We start from the raw sequence: 15,115 nt of genomic DNA, 5'->3' as shown, positions 1-15,115 counted from the left end.
CGTCAAACCGGGTGAAAACCAGCTTGAAATCGAAGTGGTCAACCTGTGGCCGAACCGTTTGGCAGGGGACCGCGCCCTGCCGGAGACCCAGCGCCGCACGCAAACGAACATTCCAATCGATCCCAGAAAACCGCTCCTGCCATCAGGCCTGCTCGGGCCGGTGCGGCTTCTCGCGCAATCCAACAATTGAAACCAGCCAAGGACCTATCGAATCGAGATTATCTGCCACCCCATTCCAGATGAAAAGCAACAGCAAATCAATATCAGCACTGGTTGCGGTTCTGGCATCCATTCAGTTGCTTTCGGCGCAGGCGACCATGCCGGTGTCCGATGACCTCGAGAAGAATTTTTTTCTTGGCTAATTTTGCCCACCGCGGACTTTCGTATTGCCAGAAGCCGTCGAACGCTTCCTTGAGCGCCAGGGCCCGAAGGGATTTCAGATCGTATTTGAGCAGGTCGCGCAGCTTGGTGGCTTGTCTGATGGTGAGATTGGACCGGCGCTTCAGGAAGCAATACCGGGAATTCTTGAGCACGGGTTCGTAGCCTTCGGCGGCGAGTTGTTTGGCTTCCTGCCGCCTCACCTCATCGACGGCCTCGCCAAGCTTCTTGGCGATGTGGAAGCGGTCCAGCACGTTGAGCGCGGCGGGCAGCATGACGGCGATGACGTTCAAACAGGGTTTCCACATGTCGGAACAAACGACCTTGATTCTGGCACAACGCTCCGCTCCAAAGGTCTCGAAGAAGCTGGTGAGGCATCGGGTGTCGCGATCCCTGATGACGCCGAGAAGGCGTTTGCGCCCGCCGTCGATCTGATAGACCGGCGTCATGTATTTGTGCCCCTTGCTGTAGGTGACCTCATCGACTCCGATGGCGGTGACATCCTCCAGATCGCGGTGTTTCATGCCGAAATCCACGACCCATTTCACCGAACGGCAGACGGTGTCCCACTTGGTATGGAAGCAGGCGGCGGTTTCCTTCCAGCTCAGGCGCCTGGCCCATGAGGCGAGGAAATGGCGATAGGCATCGCAACAGGCGTGCTTGCCCTGCGCCCACGGCACGGCTTCGACCTTGATGCCGCAGGAGGGGCAATCCACCCGGCGCATGGTGTAGGAGAGCGAGACGGGGATGTTCCAGACCGGAATGAACTCGAACTCCCGGGGCCGGGGCATTCGGTCATATCCCGGGCGCGGCTTTCCACAGCCGGAGCATCTGGGTCTGGCGTTGGCCCTTGGGATAATCTCGGCGATGATCCGCGTCTTGTCTCCCTTTCCACTCATTTTGACGGAATGGTAAACGAAGCTCTTGAGGCGATGGAGTAGAGCCTCGGTTGCAGTTTTTTCAGAATCGAAACGAACTCTTCGGCATCGGTGAAATCAGCGGGATGATCAATGACGAGATCGGCCAAATCGCGGCCCCAACAGAAATCGTCATACGTCATTTTGTTGTCCGCCGCAACGAGCGAACGCAGGAAAGGCGAGCCGCTTTTTGCCTGCCATTTCTGGATGAGTGATTTGTTGAGCGAGCCGATGTCGTAGTGGTGGATGAGTGCGTCGCGGAGCGGGACCTCGCCGCCGGCGGGCGCGGGCACGGTGCCGGGCTTGAAGGGCAGGTTTGCGATGATCGCATCAACGACTTCCGGCGGATTCAACGGATAGACGCCGAGTGCGTCGCCGACTTCGTAGGTTAAACCCGAGCCAACGAGGGAGAGTGCGACATGGTGGGTTTGCTTCTCGCCTAGCCCGTTGAGGTTGTAATTTTGAATGACCGGAGCGGGGAATGGGTTGCTCTTGGAGTAGCCGGATTCGCCTGTTTCCGCGGGGGATCGATCGCTGGCAGGAATGGCTGCGCCGGAAGGGGAGGGCATCGCCAGGACGCCGGAGGACCACTCGACGTAAGGTGCGTCTGGATCGACATCCACATTGACGCGGGAATAGATGCGTTTCGCGCCGAGATTGGCGAGGCGGGTGTCGAACTCGATGCCGCATTTGCAATAGTCCGGGTAGCTGTTGTCACCCAGCGCGAGGACGGAATAGGAAACGCTCTCGAGCCGGGGGGCGGCGTCGCTCATGAGCCAGCCGTAAAGATCCGCCGCGGTGTCCGGCGGTTCACCGTCGCCATAGGTGGAGGTGATGATGAGTAGATTTTGCTTGTTGGCCAAGCGGGTGCGGTCATAGCTGGCCATATCGTGAATTTCCGGGGTGAAATTTCCCTTCCTGAGTGTCTTGACGAGCTTCTTGGCGAGGCCTTCTGCAGTGCCGGTTTGCGAACCATACATCACGGTAACTGGGACGGATGGGCCGTCGGGAGTTGCCGCCTGATTTCGGGGGCCAGCGCTTTTGACAGGAAATCGTTGAGCCATGCGCGTTGCTCCGCATTGAAGGGGGCGTCGTTGGGAATTTGGATCGGGAAAACCATTGCTCTGGAGATAATCGGTCGTTGCCACGCGGCAGAAATCCTGCGGGATGGTAGCGGGCCTCAAGCCCGTTTCATGCCAATCGCGCAGGATTCCCGCTGGGGTTTTCCTGAATTCCGGAGGGGAATATCGGAAGATCGAAGTCGGCGACCGCAGCTCAAGACTTCCAGTTCAGGGCGCCTTTCTTCAGCGCGTAAACATAAGCGAAAACGAGGATGCCGGCGAAGCCTGCCATGCTCGCGAGAGCGGTGGGGCCTTGGGCCGCGAGATCGCGGAATTGGACGGCCCATGGATACATGAACACGACCTCGATGTCGAAAATGACGAACAACATCGCCACCAGATAGAATTTCACCGAGAATCTCGGAGCGCCTTCGCCGATCGGCAACATGCCGCATTCGTAGGCGCTGTCCTTGATGGCGTTGCGCTTTCCGGAGCGACCGAAAACGATACTCAGGGAAAGCGTCGAGACGGCGAAACCGAGTGCAATCAGGACTTGGAAAAGAACGGGAAGGTAATCTTGTGGCATAAATCAGAGGGCTGACGCGGCACTCTTAGCGGGCGATGCCGGAAATAGGTAGAAAAAAAACCCGCGCCTGATGAAGGCGCGGGTTCTTTCAAAAGAACCGGCGGCGATCAAGCCTCCTCCTGTGCGGCCGCTTCCTGTGCGGCTGCGTAGGCGCTCGATGCTTCATGCACGCGGGCGGTTCCCTTATATTCCTTGCCGAGCTTTTCAACCAAGCCGCGGGTCACGAGGTTTTGGAGTTTTTCGTAAGCGCGCAGGCGAAGCATTTCTTCGCCACCGCTGACTGCGTTGCGCAATTTGAGATTTGCGAAAACACGTTCGAAAAGATCGTTAAAGCCGAACACCTTTTTTTCGGAAAGGACATTGCAAAGCTCATCGGTGACATGGTCAGGAAGGCGACGGGAGAATCGGGTACGTTTCGTGGTAATTGCCATAACGAGGTGACCATACACCCGGTTGTGACAAAAGCGACTCAAAAAACACCCAAGTTATCCCAGCCCACCAAGAATATTTTGCAAGTCTTTAATTTAAAATTCGGCCTCTTATTTTGAAAGAGGGGGGCAGAGGGCATGGACCGTCCCGAAAATCTTTGAAAGGACGCAGCCGTGGGATGTGATTCCGCCAAGCGCGCCGTCTGAAGTCCAATTCCTTTAAGGATTCAAAATAATGGCACGGCTCCGCATCTTTTGCTCAATCCACACCCAAGCATTCTTTCTTCAGCGACTTTCCCAAAGCGTCTTCCGCGCTTCTGAGCGAAGTCGGTTGTAAATGTATCCCTGCAAGTCACGGTTCCAGTGAAGCGGGTCGTCCTAGGTTCACGCCTTGGCCATGGATCAGGGTCAGGGGCTATCATGCACTGGCCCGTTCCGGCAGGTTCTCCACGAACGTGAAAGGCAAAACGCCAGGTCTGCATATGCTAACGGAAACTATTGCCATCGCGCGTCCTTAAAGGTGTTGCACTGATGTTCCGAACTGCCTTAGAGCTACGCCATGCACACACTCGCCGCTTCCTTTTTCCTCCAGATGGCGGTGATCCTTGTCGCTTGCCGGTCGGTCGGGTGGTTGGGGAAAAAAATCGGCCAACCTCAAGTCGTTGGGGAAATGATCGCCGGGGTGCTGCTCGGCCCCTCGCTCTTGGGACTGTTATTTCCCGAGGCGAGCGCCAAACTTTTTTCTCAGGAAACGCGTGGAATCCTTTACGTCGGCGCGCAACTCGGCGTGGGACTTTACATGTTTCTCGTGGGCATGGAGTTCAAAATCGAGCTGTTCCGCAGCCGGGCGAGGAGCGCGGCGAGCGTCTCGATCGCGGGCATGGTAGTGCCGTTCGTGCTCGGCGGATTGCTGGCTCCCTGGCTGGTGAACGTCCCCGGCTTGTTCTCGGAAAAAACGGAGATCTACCAAGCCGGGTTGTTCCTCGGGGCTGCCATCGCAATCACCGCTTTCCCGATGCTGGCGCGGATCATTTACGAGCGCGGGCTTTCCGGAACTTCACTCGGCACGCTGGCACTGGCGGCCGGAGCGATCGACGATGCCGCCGCGTGGTGCGTGCTGGCCATCGTGTTGGCGAGCTTCGGCGGCGGTGACAGCGTGTTCCTGGGTATGCAAGTGAACCCGGCGGTGCTGGCCATCGCGGGCGGAGTTCTTTACGCCACCTTCATGCTCACCGGCGGTCGGCGTTTGCTGGCGAAACTGGGCGCCCTTGCCGAGCGCGAGGGCGGGGTGAGTTCCACGATGCTCGCCATTGTGTTGGGCTTGTTTTGCCTGAGTGCGTGGTTCACCGATGCCATTGGCATTCATGCGGTGTTTGGTGGATTCATCCTCGGCATCGCCATGCCGCGCGGCGTGATCACGGAGGAGGTCACGAGGATGCTGGAACCGTTCACGGTCATTTTCCTGCTGCCGATGTTCTTCACGTTTTCCGGGCTGAACACCCGCCTCGCGGTGATGCTGGAGTCTTCGATCCTGCTGGTGGCGGTCGTCGTCCTGCTGGCGTCCACGCTGGGCAAGGGCGTCGCCTGCTGGGCCGCCGCGCGGCTCAATGGCGAGGACAACCGCACCTCGCTGGCCATCGGCGCGCTGATGAACGCCCGCGGGCTGATGGAACTCATCATCATCAACATCGGTCTGCAAAAGGGCGTGATCGGGCCCAAGCTATTCGCCATCCTCGTCATCATGGCGATCGTCACCACGCTGATGGCCAGCCCGATTTTCGAGTGGGTGTATGGGAAGCATTCCAAAAGAGTGATCCGCCCTGTCTCGGAAGAGATCGACGCATGAAATTCAGCATTATCGGCGGGCGCTTGCATGGGTGGGAATGACGACATAGGGATGGCATGTGAATAAGCCAGTCGATGTGACGATATTGGGAGCGGGTCCGGCGGGGTGCACCTTGGGTGCGCTGCTCCGGCAGCGTGGTTTTCGGGTGGTGATTTTCGATGACGACAAGCGGCCGGACTTGCTGGTGGGCGAGTCTCTTTTGCCGACCGTGGTGGATTTGATGCGGCGGTTGGGGATTGAGGAGCGGGTTGCGGGATTTTCCCAGTTCAAGCCGGGCGTGGCGTTCATGCACCGCGGTGGCCAGCGTTTGGACTTTCTGTTTCCCAAGGGCGTGCTCGGGAAAACTCCGAACTATGCCTACAATGTTCCGCGCCCGGAGTATGACAATTTGTTGCGCGCACGCGCTGAGGAATTGGGCGTGGAGTTCGTGCCGTATCGGGCGAAGGTGGAGAAGGGCGGCGCGGATCGCGAGATCCAGTTGACGGAGGAAAGCCTGGCCGCAGCGGGCATGAATGGCGTGCATCCGAAATTGTTGGTGGATTCCACCGGGAGAGCCCGCTTGTTTGCGAAAACGCTCGGTCTCCAAGCGGTTCGCGGGACCCGCAACGACGTGGCGTATTTCGCGCACTACGGGGATTTTGATTCGGAAAGTTTGGTGGATGGACAGGTGGTGCTTTCTATTCTGGAGCACGGTTGGTCGTGGCGGATTCCCCTGCCCGGCCGCGTATCGGTGGGCGTGGTGGTCGATCGAGCGATCGCTGAACGACATGGCAAAACTCCGGAAGAGCGATTGGAGGGCATCATCGATTCCGAACCGATTCTGCAGAAGGCGGGCGAGGGCAGGAAGCGGGTGAGTGAGGTGATGGCCTACACCAACTATCAGTTGATTTCCGAGCGTGCGCACGGGCCGGGTTGGATCGCGGTGGGCGACTCCTTCGGCTTTGTGGATCCCATGCTCTCGCCGGGGCTTTTCATGGCGATGCATATGGCTGAAATCCTCGATCGGAAGGTTTTCAAAGGCGGTCCGCGGGTGTTGTCGAACCCGCGGAAGCTGGCGGCACGGTTTTCCGCGATCGAGGCGGAGATGCGCGATTGGCATGCTGCGTGGGGCGAGGTGATCGAGTATTTCTACGACGGGCGGATGTTCTCGATGTATGAGGGCGGCACCAAGCTCAAGGAGACCTATGCGAAATGGGCCCTACCCGCGATCATGGAGAAACATCTGAGCTCTAACATCACTCGCATGGTCTCGGGAGTGAGCACGCGGAGTCGCTACGGACGCAAGTTGATCGAATATACTTCGAAGCATCTGGTATGGGACACCGAACCGCCGGAATACTACGCGGTGAAGGCGGCTCCGGCCGGAGGCGCCCGGGCCACTGTGTCATAGAGGAGGCATGGGTCTAAAAGTCGAATGCCTGAAAGTCAAAGGTCGAAGAAACGCGAATTCTAATTCTAAGCTGACCTTCGACTTTTGACTTTGAGACTCTTCATTCCCCGATCCGCTCGTTATGCTGGCGCTTTTACTCTTAGAGTTGGTGTCAGCGGCGGCGGATTTTTCCTGACGACGTGCGGGGCAGTTCTTGGACGACAAGGAACCCGAGCGGCACTTTGTAGGCGGAGAGGTGCTGGCGGCAATGGCGCTGGAGGTCCACGGGCCTCGGCGGGTTCGCGGGGTCGGTTGGAATGATCTCGGCGACGGGAATCTGGCCGGTGTGGAGATGATCTTCTCCGACGACGCGGCTGGCCTGGATGGCGGGGTGGAGGTTGAGGATGGCTTCGATTTCCTCGGGAAAAACCTTCATTCCGGCGACGTTGATGACGGACTTGCTGCGACCGATGAGCGTCAGCAAGCCATCCGGGCTGCGGACGACGAGATCGCCGCTGGCGAAGTATCCATTGTGGAGTGGGTTGGCATCCCATGGGACGAGATAGGCATCGAGTAGGCCGGGGCCGCGGACGTGGAACTCGCCTGGCTCGCCATCGGGGACGGGGTTTCCGGCGGCGTCCAGAAGGGCGACTTGATAGGCGGGCAAGGCGCGCCCGATCGCGGTGGGGTGATCTGCCGCATCGTGGAGGTTGAGCACGGGAAGACCGACTTCGATGATGCCGATGCCTTGGACGAGCGGTTGGTCGAAACGCTTGCGAAACGCGGCGGCGGTGGCCTCGGAAAGGGCGGCGGCGGTGGAAACGGCAAGCCGGAGCGAGGGCCAGCGGAAATCCCCGGGGTCGCCGCCGAGCATGGCGTAGTGGAAGGGCGCGCCATACATCACGGTGGCCTGATGGGCCTCGGCGGCGGCGAGGATGTCTTCGCGGGCGGGTGAGGATTCGAGCACGGTGACGGCTCCGGCATAGAGGTAGAGCACGATGGAAACCGCAAAGTGATGCGCGAGGGGCAACATCCAGAGCACGCGATCGCCGGGACCGATCTGCAGTCCTTCATTGGCGGCGGTGATGCGCTTCAGGAGCGTCTCGTGTGAAAGCACCACGCCCTTGCTGGTTCCGGTGGTGCCGGAGGAAAAGCGGATGAAGGCGGGTTTGAGCGCTTGGAAGGCAGACTCGGGGAAGGCGGGTTCCGGAGTTTCGATCCGGGTGATGACGTGGCAGGTTGCGGAAGTTTGTTTTTCGAGTGTGAAGTCGAGGGCGGTGACGCGGACGATTTCCGCGCGTTCCTCCGCGGTGAGTTCCTCGGCGAGGGGAACCAAACATCCGTCCGCGAGTAGGATGCCCATGGCGAGGACGATGTAGTCGACTCCGTTAGGACAGCTCAGGCCGATGCGCGGAAGGCGACCGAGCGGTCGAGCGGCTTCACGGATTTCAGCGGCGATGGCTCCGGCGCTTTTGAACAACTCCTCGTAGGTGACTGAGCGGCTGCCGCTGACGATGGCGACGGCTCCGGGCGGATGGCGGCGTGCGATTTCAGCGATGAGATTCATGGGGCGAGTGGCGCTTCGACACCGAGGTCGGCAAGAAGTTGCTGGCAGAGCGTCCCGAGTTCAGCGGCGTTGAGCGGGCCTTCACGCCAGGAGAGGGTGCAGGTGAGGCGGGCCTTGCGCTCGGAGAAGAAAACGCCGATGCTGGGTGGGGTGGAGACCGATGGGACGTGCCAAGCGTTGAGGATGGGCCGGGTGAAGAGGGTTTCGGTATGGGCGGCTAGGTTTCCGATGTGCGAATGGAAAAGCGAACAAACCTCACCCTTGAGGTAATGTTTGATAGGTAACAGATAGAACCGTGAGGGGCATCGTTCGCTCAACTTGGTGAGCGCTTCCATCGCCGCAGGCAGTCCGCGTTTCATGAAGGAGCCATAACTGCGGTAGAGCGCCATGGCTGCCGTCGCGAGTTTGTCCATGCTTTGATGAGGGAGCAGAAGCGACCAAGCGACCATGTGGTTTTGGAAAAGCGGGCGATCCGAGGGGTTCTGAATGCGTTGGATCGGGAGGGACAAGAGAATGTCCGGCGGCTCCGCATCACGCGAGCGGATCACCTCGGCGACGGCGCGGGCGGAGAGGGCGGCGAAGTAGGGGATCTTGAGCAACTCGCCGACGGTCCGCGCCAATTTTGCGTGAATGGTTTGGGTTTCTTCTTGGGTGAATGCGAGCACTTCGAAGCAAGCTGCGCCGGGCGTGTGTTTGGGTTGGTGGAGAGAGCGGATGTTCGCGGCGGGAAAGGTGCGCATTTCCTCGATGATCGGGTGCGCGGTCTTCCAGAGTGCCGCGGCGCTGCCGGATGAGTTGGTGGTTTCTCCCCAGTCGTGGCGCGGTTCTGGATCGGTGGAATCCAGCTCGGCGATGAGCTTGTCGATCCCGATCGCGTCGAAGAGCGAATGCGGCCAAAGCAGGATGATCGTGTGGTTTTCGCCCTGCGTCAGGAGGTGGATTTCGAGGTTTGGGCCGGGGCGGAAGATGTCGATGGAGCTTGAGTTCAGGATGCTTTTGACGATTTCCGCAGTATTCCCGGTTTCATGGATCACCACGGGAACTGCGGCGGGCGGGTCGGGCAGCCACTCGGCTTCGAAGGTGACGGGCGAACGCCGCACACGGGCGTGAAGCAAGGCGTGCCTGCGTCCAAGCGCGTCCGCAGCTTTGCGGATGGCATCGGGATCCGGCTCGCCGGCGTGTTGGATTACCGTGGCGGCGAGATGCGGGCCCTGACCCGAGCGCCGCATGAGCGACTCAAGGCCGAGCAGGAAGGCATCGCTGGAAGTGGCTCGGAGCAAGGGCGGAGTCAGCGTTTTGAAGTGATGAGGGCGGCGATTTTCGTGGCCGTGCGGAAGTTTTCCCGCGAGAGGTCGGCGGGTTCGAGGTTGATTTGAAAATGTTCTTCGATGTGGAGGAGGAGTTGCATGATGGCCATCGAGTCGAGGCCTGCTTCGAAGAGGTCGCTATCCGGCGTCAGTGGCTCGGGAGATCCGAGGATTTCATCCTGAATGATTTGGAGTAGTTTTGATTCCATCGGTTTTGAGGATCAGGGGAAAAGGTTGAGGCCGGATTGATGGCCGAGGTCGTAGCAGGTGGAGGCGAGGCGGCTCGATAAAAACCCGGGAAACGGGGTGGCGGTGGTGATTTCGACGATCCGCTTGCCTTTAAGGGCGGCGAGGCCACCCCGCAGGCGGTTGAGTTCGTTAGAAGATGCGTGGTGAGACATGCTGATGACGTTCGCGACCGTTTCCCAATTCACAGTCGGCTGGGTGCCCTTCTGATGGCAGATGCGATGGAGGAGAATGGTGTCGATGTTGGGGTCGTCGATGAAGTGCTCATAGGGAAACTCGGCAGCGATTCCGCCGTCGAGGTAACGCTGTCCGCCGAATTCCTGAATGGTGAACAGTGCGGGCACGGCACAGGAAGCCATGACGGTTTCCGCGAGCGGGCCGAGGCGGAGGATTTCGGAAGTGACGGTTGTCAGGTTGGTGACGGCGATGTCGAGCGGGAGGTTGGATAGATCGTGATCACCCAGTTGCTCGCGCAGATAGACGATCGCGTTTTTTCCGGAAAAGATGCCGGTGGACCAGAACGATGTGGCCACGCCGGGCAATCGCCATAAGCAGCCGAGGTCGAAGAACGAGCGGTGGAGCTTGGGATCGAGGGTGGCGGACCGTAGAGTCTCGCCGCGCATGCCGCAAGCATGGAAGGCTCCGGCGAGGGCGCCGCCGGATGATCCCGCGATGCGGGCCGGCGCGAAACCGTGGGAATCGAGGCCGTTGAGGAATCCCGCATGCGCATACACTCCGAGGAAGGAGGAGCCGAGGACCACGGCAGTGCGGGCGGGGTCTGGCAGGATGTTGGGGCGCTCGGTCATCGGGTTGCGTAAAGAGTTTGCGATGTTCGCGGTTTGCATTGCAAGAATGGGGTGCCCGCCGCCGGATTGATTATGGAACTGGCCGCATCATGCCCGCTGCCGAGTGCGGGCATGCGCTGCGGCGGCGCGACCGGCGGCCTGCCCGGTTGCGAAGCAGGTGCCCATGACGCGGATCGAGGCGAGGGCTTCGTGGGTGGCGGAAATGCAGCGGCCGGCGAAAAAGACGCCGTCGATCTCGGCGCTGGTGAGCGAGCGCAGCGGGATTGAGGCCGGGAGGGGGTGATCGAAGAAGCGTAGCTTGGGCCCGCGGGTGGTCCCGCGCAACTCGATGGGCCAGGTTGCGTAGGCGGCGGTATCGGGGAATTTTCGACAGGAAACGAGATCCTCGGCGGTGAGTATGTATTGGCCGTTCCAGCGATAGGTTTCCCGAATGCCGGGCAGACTTGCGGGCAGCGGTGCCGAGGCGGAGGAATATTCGGGAAACTTTTTCCGCAGGAAGCCGGTGAAGGATTTTGCGAAGGCGAGACCCATCGCCATGAGTTCTGCGGACGGGGCGGGATCGAGGTCGGTGGTGAAATGGATTTCCCCGGGGGTGGTGGATGGACGGCTGGCGGTGCCCAGCGCGATCTGCGGGAGTGAGTCGACGGCTACCGCGCGGACGATTTCCAAGGCGAGGCGCATGCGGAATGTTTCTTCCCTGGCGGCGGGGTCCACGCCCTGCAGCGAGAAGATGAAGGCAGAGCGTTGGTTTTTCTCCGGCGCGACGGAAAGCCGGGCGACTCCGAGCAAATCCGCGACCACGGCATCTGCGGAGGCATCCACAAGGGCGCGGCAGTGGATGTTTCCCGAGTCCGTTCCCACGACGAAGGATTTCCCGGGTTCCGGAGTGATGGAGTTGCAGGTGGTTCCGAAGCGGACTTCGAGGGATTTTTCAGCAGCCGTGAGATTGCGGGCGATTTCCGCGAAGGCGGCGGGATCCTGCGGCAGGACATAGACTTTACCCATTTTGACGGGCCCGACACCGGTGCGGGAGCGCATGAGGTTTTCGATCTCGGCGGGCAGGCCGGGGTTGGCAATCTCGGGCGGGCGAGAGACATCCGGGTGATAGAGGCCGCAGAAAGTATGCACCTTGGCGAGAGTGCCCATGCCGCCAAGCGTGCCGGAGCGTTCGATGAGGATGACACGTGCGCCTGCTCGAGCCGCGGCAACGGCGGCGCAGAGCCCCGCGCTACCGCCGCCGATGACGACGACATCGGCTGTGATGACGTGGTCCATTTAGGGCAAACTTGCTTTTTCCCGAACCATATTAGCTATGTTGGCCAGAGTGGAAAAGTTTTTCCGGTCGAGGTCCGCCGGGCTGATGTTGATAGAAAATTCCTTTTCTAGCAGGACGATGAGCTGCATCAGCGCCAAGGAGTCGAGTCCCTCGGCGAGCAGGTCGGTGTCCTCGGTGACGGATTGGTGAAGTGGGAAAAGCCCTTCATCAATGAGGCTGTGAATCCGGTGGGTGAGATCGGTGGTCATGGTGTGTCTTTGTCCGAGGTGCGGGAGGTAATGATGGCCAGTCCGCCGACGAGGCTCCAGAAGAGGGTGAAAAGAAAGCCGATGAGCGATGCGGTGACGGCTATGCCAGTGGGGACGCCGGTGAGTTTTCCCAAGAGAAACTCGAAGGCGCGTTCCCGCACGCCGAGGCCGGATATCGATATCGGCAGGGCCGTGGCGACATCGACAATGGGCATCACGGACATGATTGTCGCCGCCTCGACATGTTGATCAAGCGCCCGGAGCGCCGCGAAGAACGTTAGGTAGAAACTGGCGGAAAGGACGAAGGAGGCGAGCAACCCGAGGGTGACGTAGCGCCATCCGGTGCGGTAGAGATCGATGGCGGATGAGATCGACACGACCCAGTGGTTGTTAGTGATGGCGGGGAGGCGCTTGCGCCCCCAGGAAAGCATGGCGGGACTGCACGAGAACAAGCTGAGGATGATTCCGAGGATGCCGCCCGCCTTGAACCATGTGGCCGCGACGAAGATCCCCATGCCGACTTTGTCCCCGAGGTGCTCAGTGATTCCGAAGCACCAGGTGGCGACGAGGAAGATGACGCCGCTCGACACAAAGCCGATCACGTGATCGACCATCACCGACATCGTGATGCCGACTTTTCTATCAGGCGCGCGGCGGATGAGAAGGACGATCCTGATGGCGTCCCCGGCGGTGGCACCCAAGGAGGCGATGTTGAAAAACGCACCGTAAAGCATGAGGCGCACGACATAGGAAAATGGCACGCTGATCGACTGCGCGCGCAGCAGAAAATACCAGCGCAAGGAATTGGCGAGAAGTGATACAAACGCGAAGGCGATTCCCGCCGCGACCCAATACGGCGAGCGCAGTGCGAGCATGAAGTTTTCACCGAGCGCATGTTGATCCTCCGCGCGGGAAATCGCCCACCAGAGAAAGATTACGGTGCCGGCGAGCTTGAGTGTGAAAAGCCCCAGAGCCTTGGCGTGCCGCTTGTTCATCGGATGGGCAAGGCGGGCAGGGCTCAGGCGCTTTTGAAAGCAATCACGGCGTCCGCAATGGTCTTGACGGAATGAAGCATGCCCTTCGCGGCCTCCGGATCGGTGACCTTCAGACCGAAGCGTTTCTCGATGGCCACAACGAGTTGTAGGGCATCCACAGAGTCCAGGCCGAGGCTGTCCGCTCCCATCAGCGGGGTTTCGTCCCCGATCTCGCTCATTTCGAGATCGAGCATGAGCTCATCGAGGAGGATTCTCTTGATCTCGTCGTGAAGAATGGAAGTTTCGGTCATGTGATTTCGATCCTGTGATGGAGCGGGCCTAAATAATGCCGCCGTCAATTTTCAATGCGGCCCCGGTGATATAGGCGGCGTCTTGCCCGGCAAGAAAAAAAACCGCCGCCGCGACCTCTCTCGGCTGCCCGAAGCGGCGCATGGGAATCGTATTTTTCCGGGCTTTTTTCTCCTCCGAGCTGCCGCCTTCTGTGGCGGAGGTCTCGATGTATCCGGGGCAGACGGCATTGACGGTGATGCCCATCCGAGCGACCTCCTTGGCGAGGCTGGCGGTCAGGGCGATGACTCCCGCCTTCGCTGCGGCGTAGTTCGTCTGGCCGGGTGGAGAGAGCAGGGCGCTGAGAGAGGAGACATTCACGATGCGCCCGAAGCGTTCACCCATCATCCCGCGCAGCACGGCCCGGGAGCCGAGGAACGTCGAGGTGAGATTGGAATCAATCACGCTGAACCATGCGTCGTCGGGCATGGTCGCCATGAGGTGGTCATCGTGGTGGCCGGCGTTGTTGACGAGCACGGTGATGATGCGGCCCTCGCCGTTGACATGGTCGAGAGCGGCTTCCCATGCCGCGCGCTCAGTGACATCAAGCGACAGAACGCCGCATCTTCCGGGAAACTCCGCGACTAGCGCGTCGGCCTCGCCGCGTCCGGACCGGATGCCCAGATAGACGAAGCAAGATTCATCATGCTTCAGAAAGTAGCGGGCGGTGGCGTTGCCGATGCCTCCATTGGCACCGGTGATCAAGATGGCATGTTCGCTCATGGGATCTGTCGGATGAATCTAGCGGAAAAGGATTGTTGATTGCCGCCGCTGGCGAGGACTACCGCCGAGTGATGGCCGTTGTGCAGCGCCTCGATGGCGGCGATGGTTTGGAAGCCGCAGCGGATGCCCATGCCTTCCCCAAGAATGCGGGCCGGACTGAGGCGGCTGCCGGCCCAGGATGCGGAGGCCTCGAGTTCGGCCCGATCGAGGCGGTGGATGCCGGTCAGGCCGTCGATGAGAATGCCATCGGTCGAGCCGACATGGGGAGTCCAAGACTTCATCACCGCAGCGCTGCGTTCGGACTTGTCGTTGTAACAAAACGGGCCGTGCAGGTTTGCGAAGCGGATCTCCGATGGGCGGGCTTCGAGGTAAACGGCTGCTGCGCCCTCGGTGGCGATGAGATTCTTGGAGTAAAGCCCGAGTCCTTCGAGCGTGAGCCAATCGGTTTCCTCCCCGCAAACGACCAAGCAGCCGTCCACATGACCATCAGCGATCCATCCTTCGGCGACTTTCATGGCGGAAAACCAGGTGGCGGAATCGCCGATCATCGTATAAGCGGGCCCGTCACAACCGAGATAGGCTGCGATGTGGCTGGCTGGGGCGTTGAAGACGGTTTCGGGAAAGAGGAGTGGGCTGGCGAGATTGGGATCATCTAGAACCTCACTGAAGAAACGGTTAGAATAATTGACGCAGCCGTTGAGCAGGGTGAACACGAGGCCGATGTTAAGCTCGTGGTTTTTCATTCGCTCGAGGCGTTCGTCGCCGATGGCTTGATGAGCGGCGTTGACGGCGAATTTGGTGATGTTGCTAGACCGGCGGAAGCGCGGGTGTTTCGGCATCGCGGCGCGCAGTGCCTCGCCATCCACCGGTCGGTGGAGGTAGGAAATGGTTTCTGATCCGATGCTGCGATCGAGGCGGGTTGTCGGGAGCGTTGATGGTTCGAGGCAGGCGCGGAAGAGCGCTGCTGGCCCGATTCCCGCCGCGGAGACCGCGCCGTGACCATGAATAAACAAAGGGAAATCGCTCATACTGGAA

The 15,115-nt window shown here is 60.1% G+C and carries 17 protein-coding genes; 3 read left to right on the top strand and 14 right to left on the bottom strand.

Translation table 11 applies throughout. The features are described 5' to 3' along the window. Positions 1 to 190: hypothetical protein (locus tag AC4DF4_RS06825; RefSeq protein WP_490047363.1), on the top strand; the 190-nt coding region annotated here is incomplete at its 5' end. Between the two features lie 73 nt (positions 191 to 263). On the opposite strand, the gene AC4DF4_RS06820 is transcribed toward AC4DF4_RS06825, so the two are convergent. The 4 genes from AC4DF4_RS06820 to AC4DF4_RS06805 form a co-directional block, all read right to left on the bottom strand. Continuing rightward, entirely contained in the window at positions 264 to 1,277 is a 1,014-nt protein-coding gene (locus tag AC4DF4_RS06820) for an ISL3 family transposase (RefSeq protein ID WP_490047362.1), read from the bottom strand. Further along, a complete protein-coding gene (locus AC4DF4_RS06815; RefSeq protein WP_490047361.1) occupies positions 1,274 to 2,275 on the bottom strand; it encodes a flavodoxin domain-containing protein in 1,002 nt (333 codons plus the stop codon). The genes AC4DF4_RS06820 and AC4DF4_RS06815 overlap by 4 nt, the downstream gene beginning before the upstream one ends. A 295-nt stretch (positions 2,276 to 2,570) precedes the next feature. Then, on the bottom strand, positions 2,571 to 2,942 hold the full coding sequence (locus AC4DF4_RS06810) for an NADH-quinone oxidoreductase subunit A (RefSeq protein ID WP_490047360.1): 372 nt from the start codon (positions 2,940 to 2,942) through the stop codon (positions 2,571 to 2,573). A 107-nt stretch (positions 2,943 to 3,049) separates the two neighbouring features. Then, positions 3,050 to 3,373, bottom strand: a complete 324-nt coding sequence (locus AC4DF4_RS06805; RefSeq protein WP_488259264.1) for a hypothetical protein — start codon at positions 3,371 to 3,373, stop codon at positions 3,050 to 3,052. A gap of 556 nt (positions 3,374 to 3,929) precedes the next feature. On the opposite strand from AC4DF4_RS06805, the gene AC4DF4_RS06800 reads away from it, so the two are divergent. Together AC4DF4_RS06800 and AC4DF4_RS06795 are read left to right on the top strand one after the other, a co-directional pair. Then, positions 3,930 to 5,216, top strand: coding sequence for a cation:proton antiporter (locus AC4DF4_RS06800; RefSeq protein ID WP_490047359.1), 1,287 nt, complete (start codon positions 3,930 to 3,932; stop codon positions 5,214 to 5,216). 58 nt (positions 5,217 to 5,274) lie between these two features. After that, positions 5,275 to 6,606 carry an NAD(P)/FAD-dependent oxidoreductase gene (locus AC4DF4_RS06795; RefSeq protein WP_490047358.1) on the top strand — a complete coding sequence of 444 codons (1,332 nt, stop codon included), beginning with the start codon at positions 5,275 to 5,277 and terminating at the stop codon, positions 6,604 to 6,606. Between the two features lie 151 nt (positions 6,607 to 6,757). Here AC4DF4_RS06795 and AC4DF4_RS06790 read toward each other — a convergent pair whose 3' ends face one another. Genes AC4DF4_RS06790 through AC4DF4_RS06745 form a run of 10 tightly spaced genes read right to left on the bottom strand, consistent with a single transcriptional unit; the run spans position 6,758 to position 15,108 of the window. Further along, positions 6,758 to 8,152, bottom strand: coding sequence for a class I adenylate-forming enzyme family protein (locus tag AC4DF4_RS06790; RefSeq protein WP_490047357.1), 1,395 nt, complete (start codon positions 8,150 to 8,152; stop codon positions 6,758 to 6,760). After that, entirely contained in the window at positions 8,149 to 9,432 is a 1,284-nt protein-coding gene (locus AC4DF4_RS06785) for a hypothetical protein (RefSeq protein WP_490047356.1), read from the bottom strand. The genes AC4DF4_RS06790 and AC4DF4_RS06785 overlap by 4 nt, the downstream gene beginning before the upstream one ends. An 8-nt stretch (positions 9,433 to 9,440) precedes the next feature. Then, a complete protein-coding gene (locus AC4DF4_RS06780; protein WP_490047355.1) occupies positions 9,441 to 9,668 on the bottom strand; it encodes an acyl carrier protein in 228 nt (75 codons plus the stop codon). Between the two features lie 12 nt (positions 9,669 to 9,680). After that, positions 9,681 to 10,550 carry a patatin-like phospholipase family protein gene (locus AC4DF4_RS06775; protein WP_490047354.1) on the bottom strand — a complete coding sequence of 290 codons (870 nt, stop codon included), beginning with the start codon at positions 10,548 to 10,550 and terminating at the stop codon, positions 9,681 to 9,683. A 48-nt stretch (positions 10,551 to 10,598) separates the two neighbouring features. Further along, on the bottom strand, positions 10,599 to 11,786 hold the full coding sequence (locus tag AC4DF4_RS06770; RefSeq protein WP_490047353.1) for an FAD-dependent oxidoreductase: 1,188 nt from the start codon (positions 11,784 to 11,786) through the stop codon (positions 10,599 to 10,601). Then, positions 11,787 to 12,035: an acyl carrier protein gene (locus AC4DF4_RS06765; protein ID WP_490047352.1), complete on the bottom strand. Its 249-nt coding sequence runs from the start codon at positions 12,033 to 12,035 to the stop codon at positions 11,787 to 11,789. After that, positions 12,032 to 13,030 (bottom strand): lysylphosphatidylglycerol synthase transmembrane domain-containing protein, encoded by a 999-nt coding sequence (locus tag AC4DF4_RS06760; RefSeq protein ID WP_490047351.1) that lies wholly within the window; start codon positions 13,028 to 13,030, stop codon positions 12,032 to 12,034. Before AC4DF4_RS06760 ends, AC4DF4_RS06765 begins: the two co-directional genes overlap by 4 nt. Positions 13,031 to 13,053: 23 nt before the next feature. After that, a complete protein-coding gene (locus AC4DF4_RS06755) occupies positions 13,054 to 13,320 on the bottom strand; it encodes an acyl carrier protein (protein WP_490047350.1) in 267 nt (88 codons plus the stop codon). A gap of 28 nt (positions 13,321 to 13,348) precedes the next feature. Continuing rightward, entirely contained in the window at positions 13,349 to 14,080 is a 732-nt protein-coding gene (locus AC4DF4_RS06750; protein ID WP_490047349.1) for an SDR family oxidoreductase, read from the bottom strand. After that, positions 14,077 to 15,108 (bottom strand): beta-ketoacyl synthase N-terminal-like domain-containing protein, encoded by a 1,032-nt coding sequence (locus tag AC4DF4_RS06745; RefSeq protein WP_490047348.1) that lies wholly within the window; start codon positions 15,106 to 15,108, stop codon positions 14,077 to 14,079. Before AC4DF4_RS06745 ends, AC4DF4_RS06750 begins: the two co-directional genes overlap by 4 nt. Between the last annotated feature and the right edge of the window lie 7 nt (positions 15,109 to 15,115).

It is taken from the genome of Luteolibacter sp. (genome assembly GCF_058122085.1).
The sequence above is the reverse complement of the archived record's forward strand: the minus strand, read 5'-3'. Positions and strand labels throughout refer to the sequence as shown.

Excerpts from the sequence above, each read along its gene's own strand:
- AC4DF4_RS06750 (WP_490047349.1), bottom strand. The coding sequence starts at position 14,080 with ATGAGCGAACATGCCATCTTGATCACCGGTGCCAATGGAGGCATCGGC.
- AC4DF4_RS06810 (WP_490047360.1), bottom strand. The coding sequence starts at position 2,942 with ATGCCACAAGATTACCTTCCCGTTCTTTTCCAAGTCCTGATTGCACTC.
- AC4DF4_RS06760 (WP_490047351.1), bottom strand. The coding sequence starts at position 13,030 with ATGAACAAGCGGCACGCCAAGGCTCTGGGGCTTTTCACACTCAAGCTC.
- AC4DF4_RS06745 (WP_490047348.1), bottom strand. The coding sequence starts at position 15,108 with ATGAGCGATTTCCCTTTGTTTATTCATGGTCACGGCGCGGTCTCCGCG.
- AC4DF4_RS06820 (WP_490047362.1), bottom strand. The coding sequence starts at position 1,277 with ATGAGTGGAAAGGGAGACAAGACGCGGATCATCGCCGAGATTATCCCA.
- AC4DF4_RS06805 (WP_488259264.1), bottom strand. The coding sequence starts at position 3,373 with ATGGCAATTACCACGAAACGTACCCGATTCTCCCGTCGCCTTCCTGAC.
- AC4DF4_RS06815 (WP_490047361.1), bottom strand. The coding sequence starts at position 2,275 with ATGTATGGTTCGCAAACCGGCACTGCAGAAGGCCTCGCCAAGAAGCTC.
- AC4DF4_RS06780 (WP_490047355.1), bottom strand. The coding sequence starts at position 9,668 with ATGGAATCAAAACTACTCCAAATCATTCAGGATGAAATCCTCGGATCT.
- AC4DF4_RS06755 (WP_490047350.1), bottom strand. The coding sequence starts at position 13,320 with ATGACCGAAACTTCCATTCTTCACGACGAGATCAAGAGAATCCTCCTC.
- AC4DF4_RS06790 (WP_490047357.1), bottom strand. The coding sequence starts at position 8,152 with ATGAATCTCATCGCTGAAATCGCACGCCGCCATCCGCCCGGAGCCGTC.
- AC4DF4_RS06800 (WP_490047359.1), top strand. The coding sequence starts at position 3,930 with ATGCACACACTCGCCGCTTCCTTTTTCCTCCAGATGGCGGTGATCCTT.
- AC4DF4_RS06775 (WP_490047354.1), bottom strand. The coding sequence starts at position 10,550 with ATGCAAACCGCGAACATCGCAAACTCTTTACGCAACCCGATGACCGAG.
- AC4DF4_RS06765 (WP_490047352.1), bottom strand. The coding sequence starts at position 12,035 with ATGACCACCGATCTCACCCACCGGATTCACAGCCTCATTGATGAAGGG.
- AC4DF4_RS06770 (WP_490047353.1), bottom strand. The coding sequence starts at position 11,786 with ATGGACCACGTCATCACAGCCGATGTCGTCGTCATCGGCGGCGGTAGC.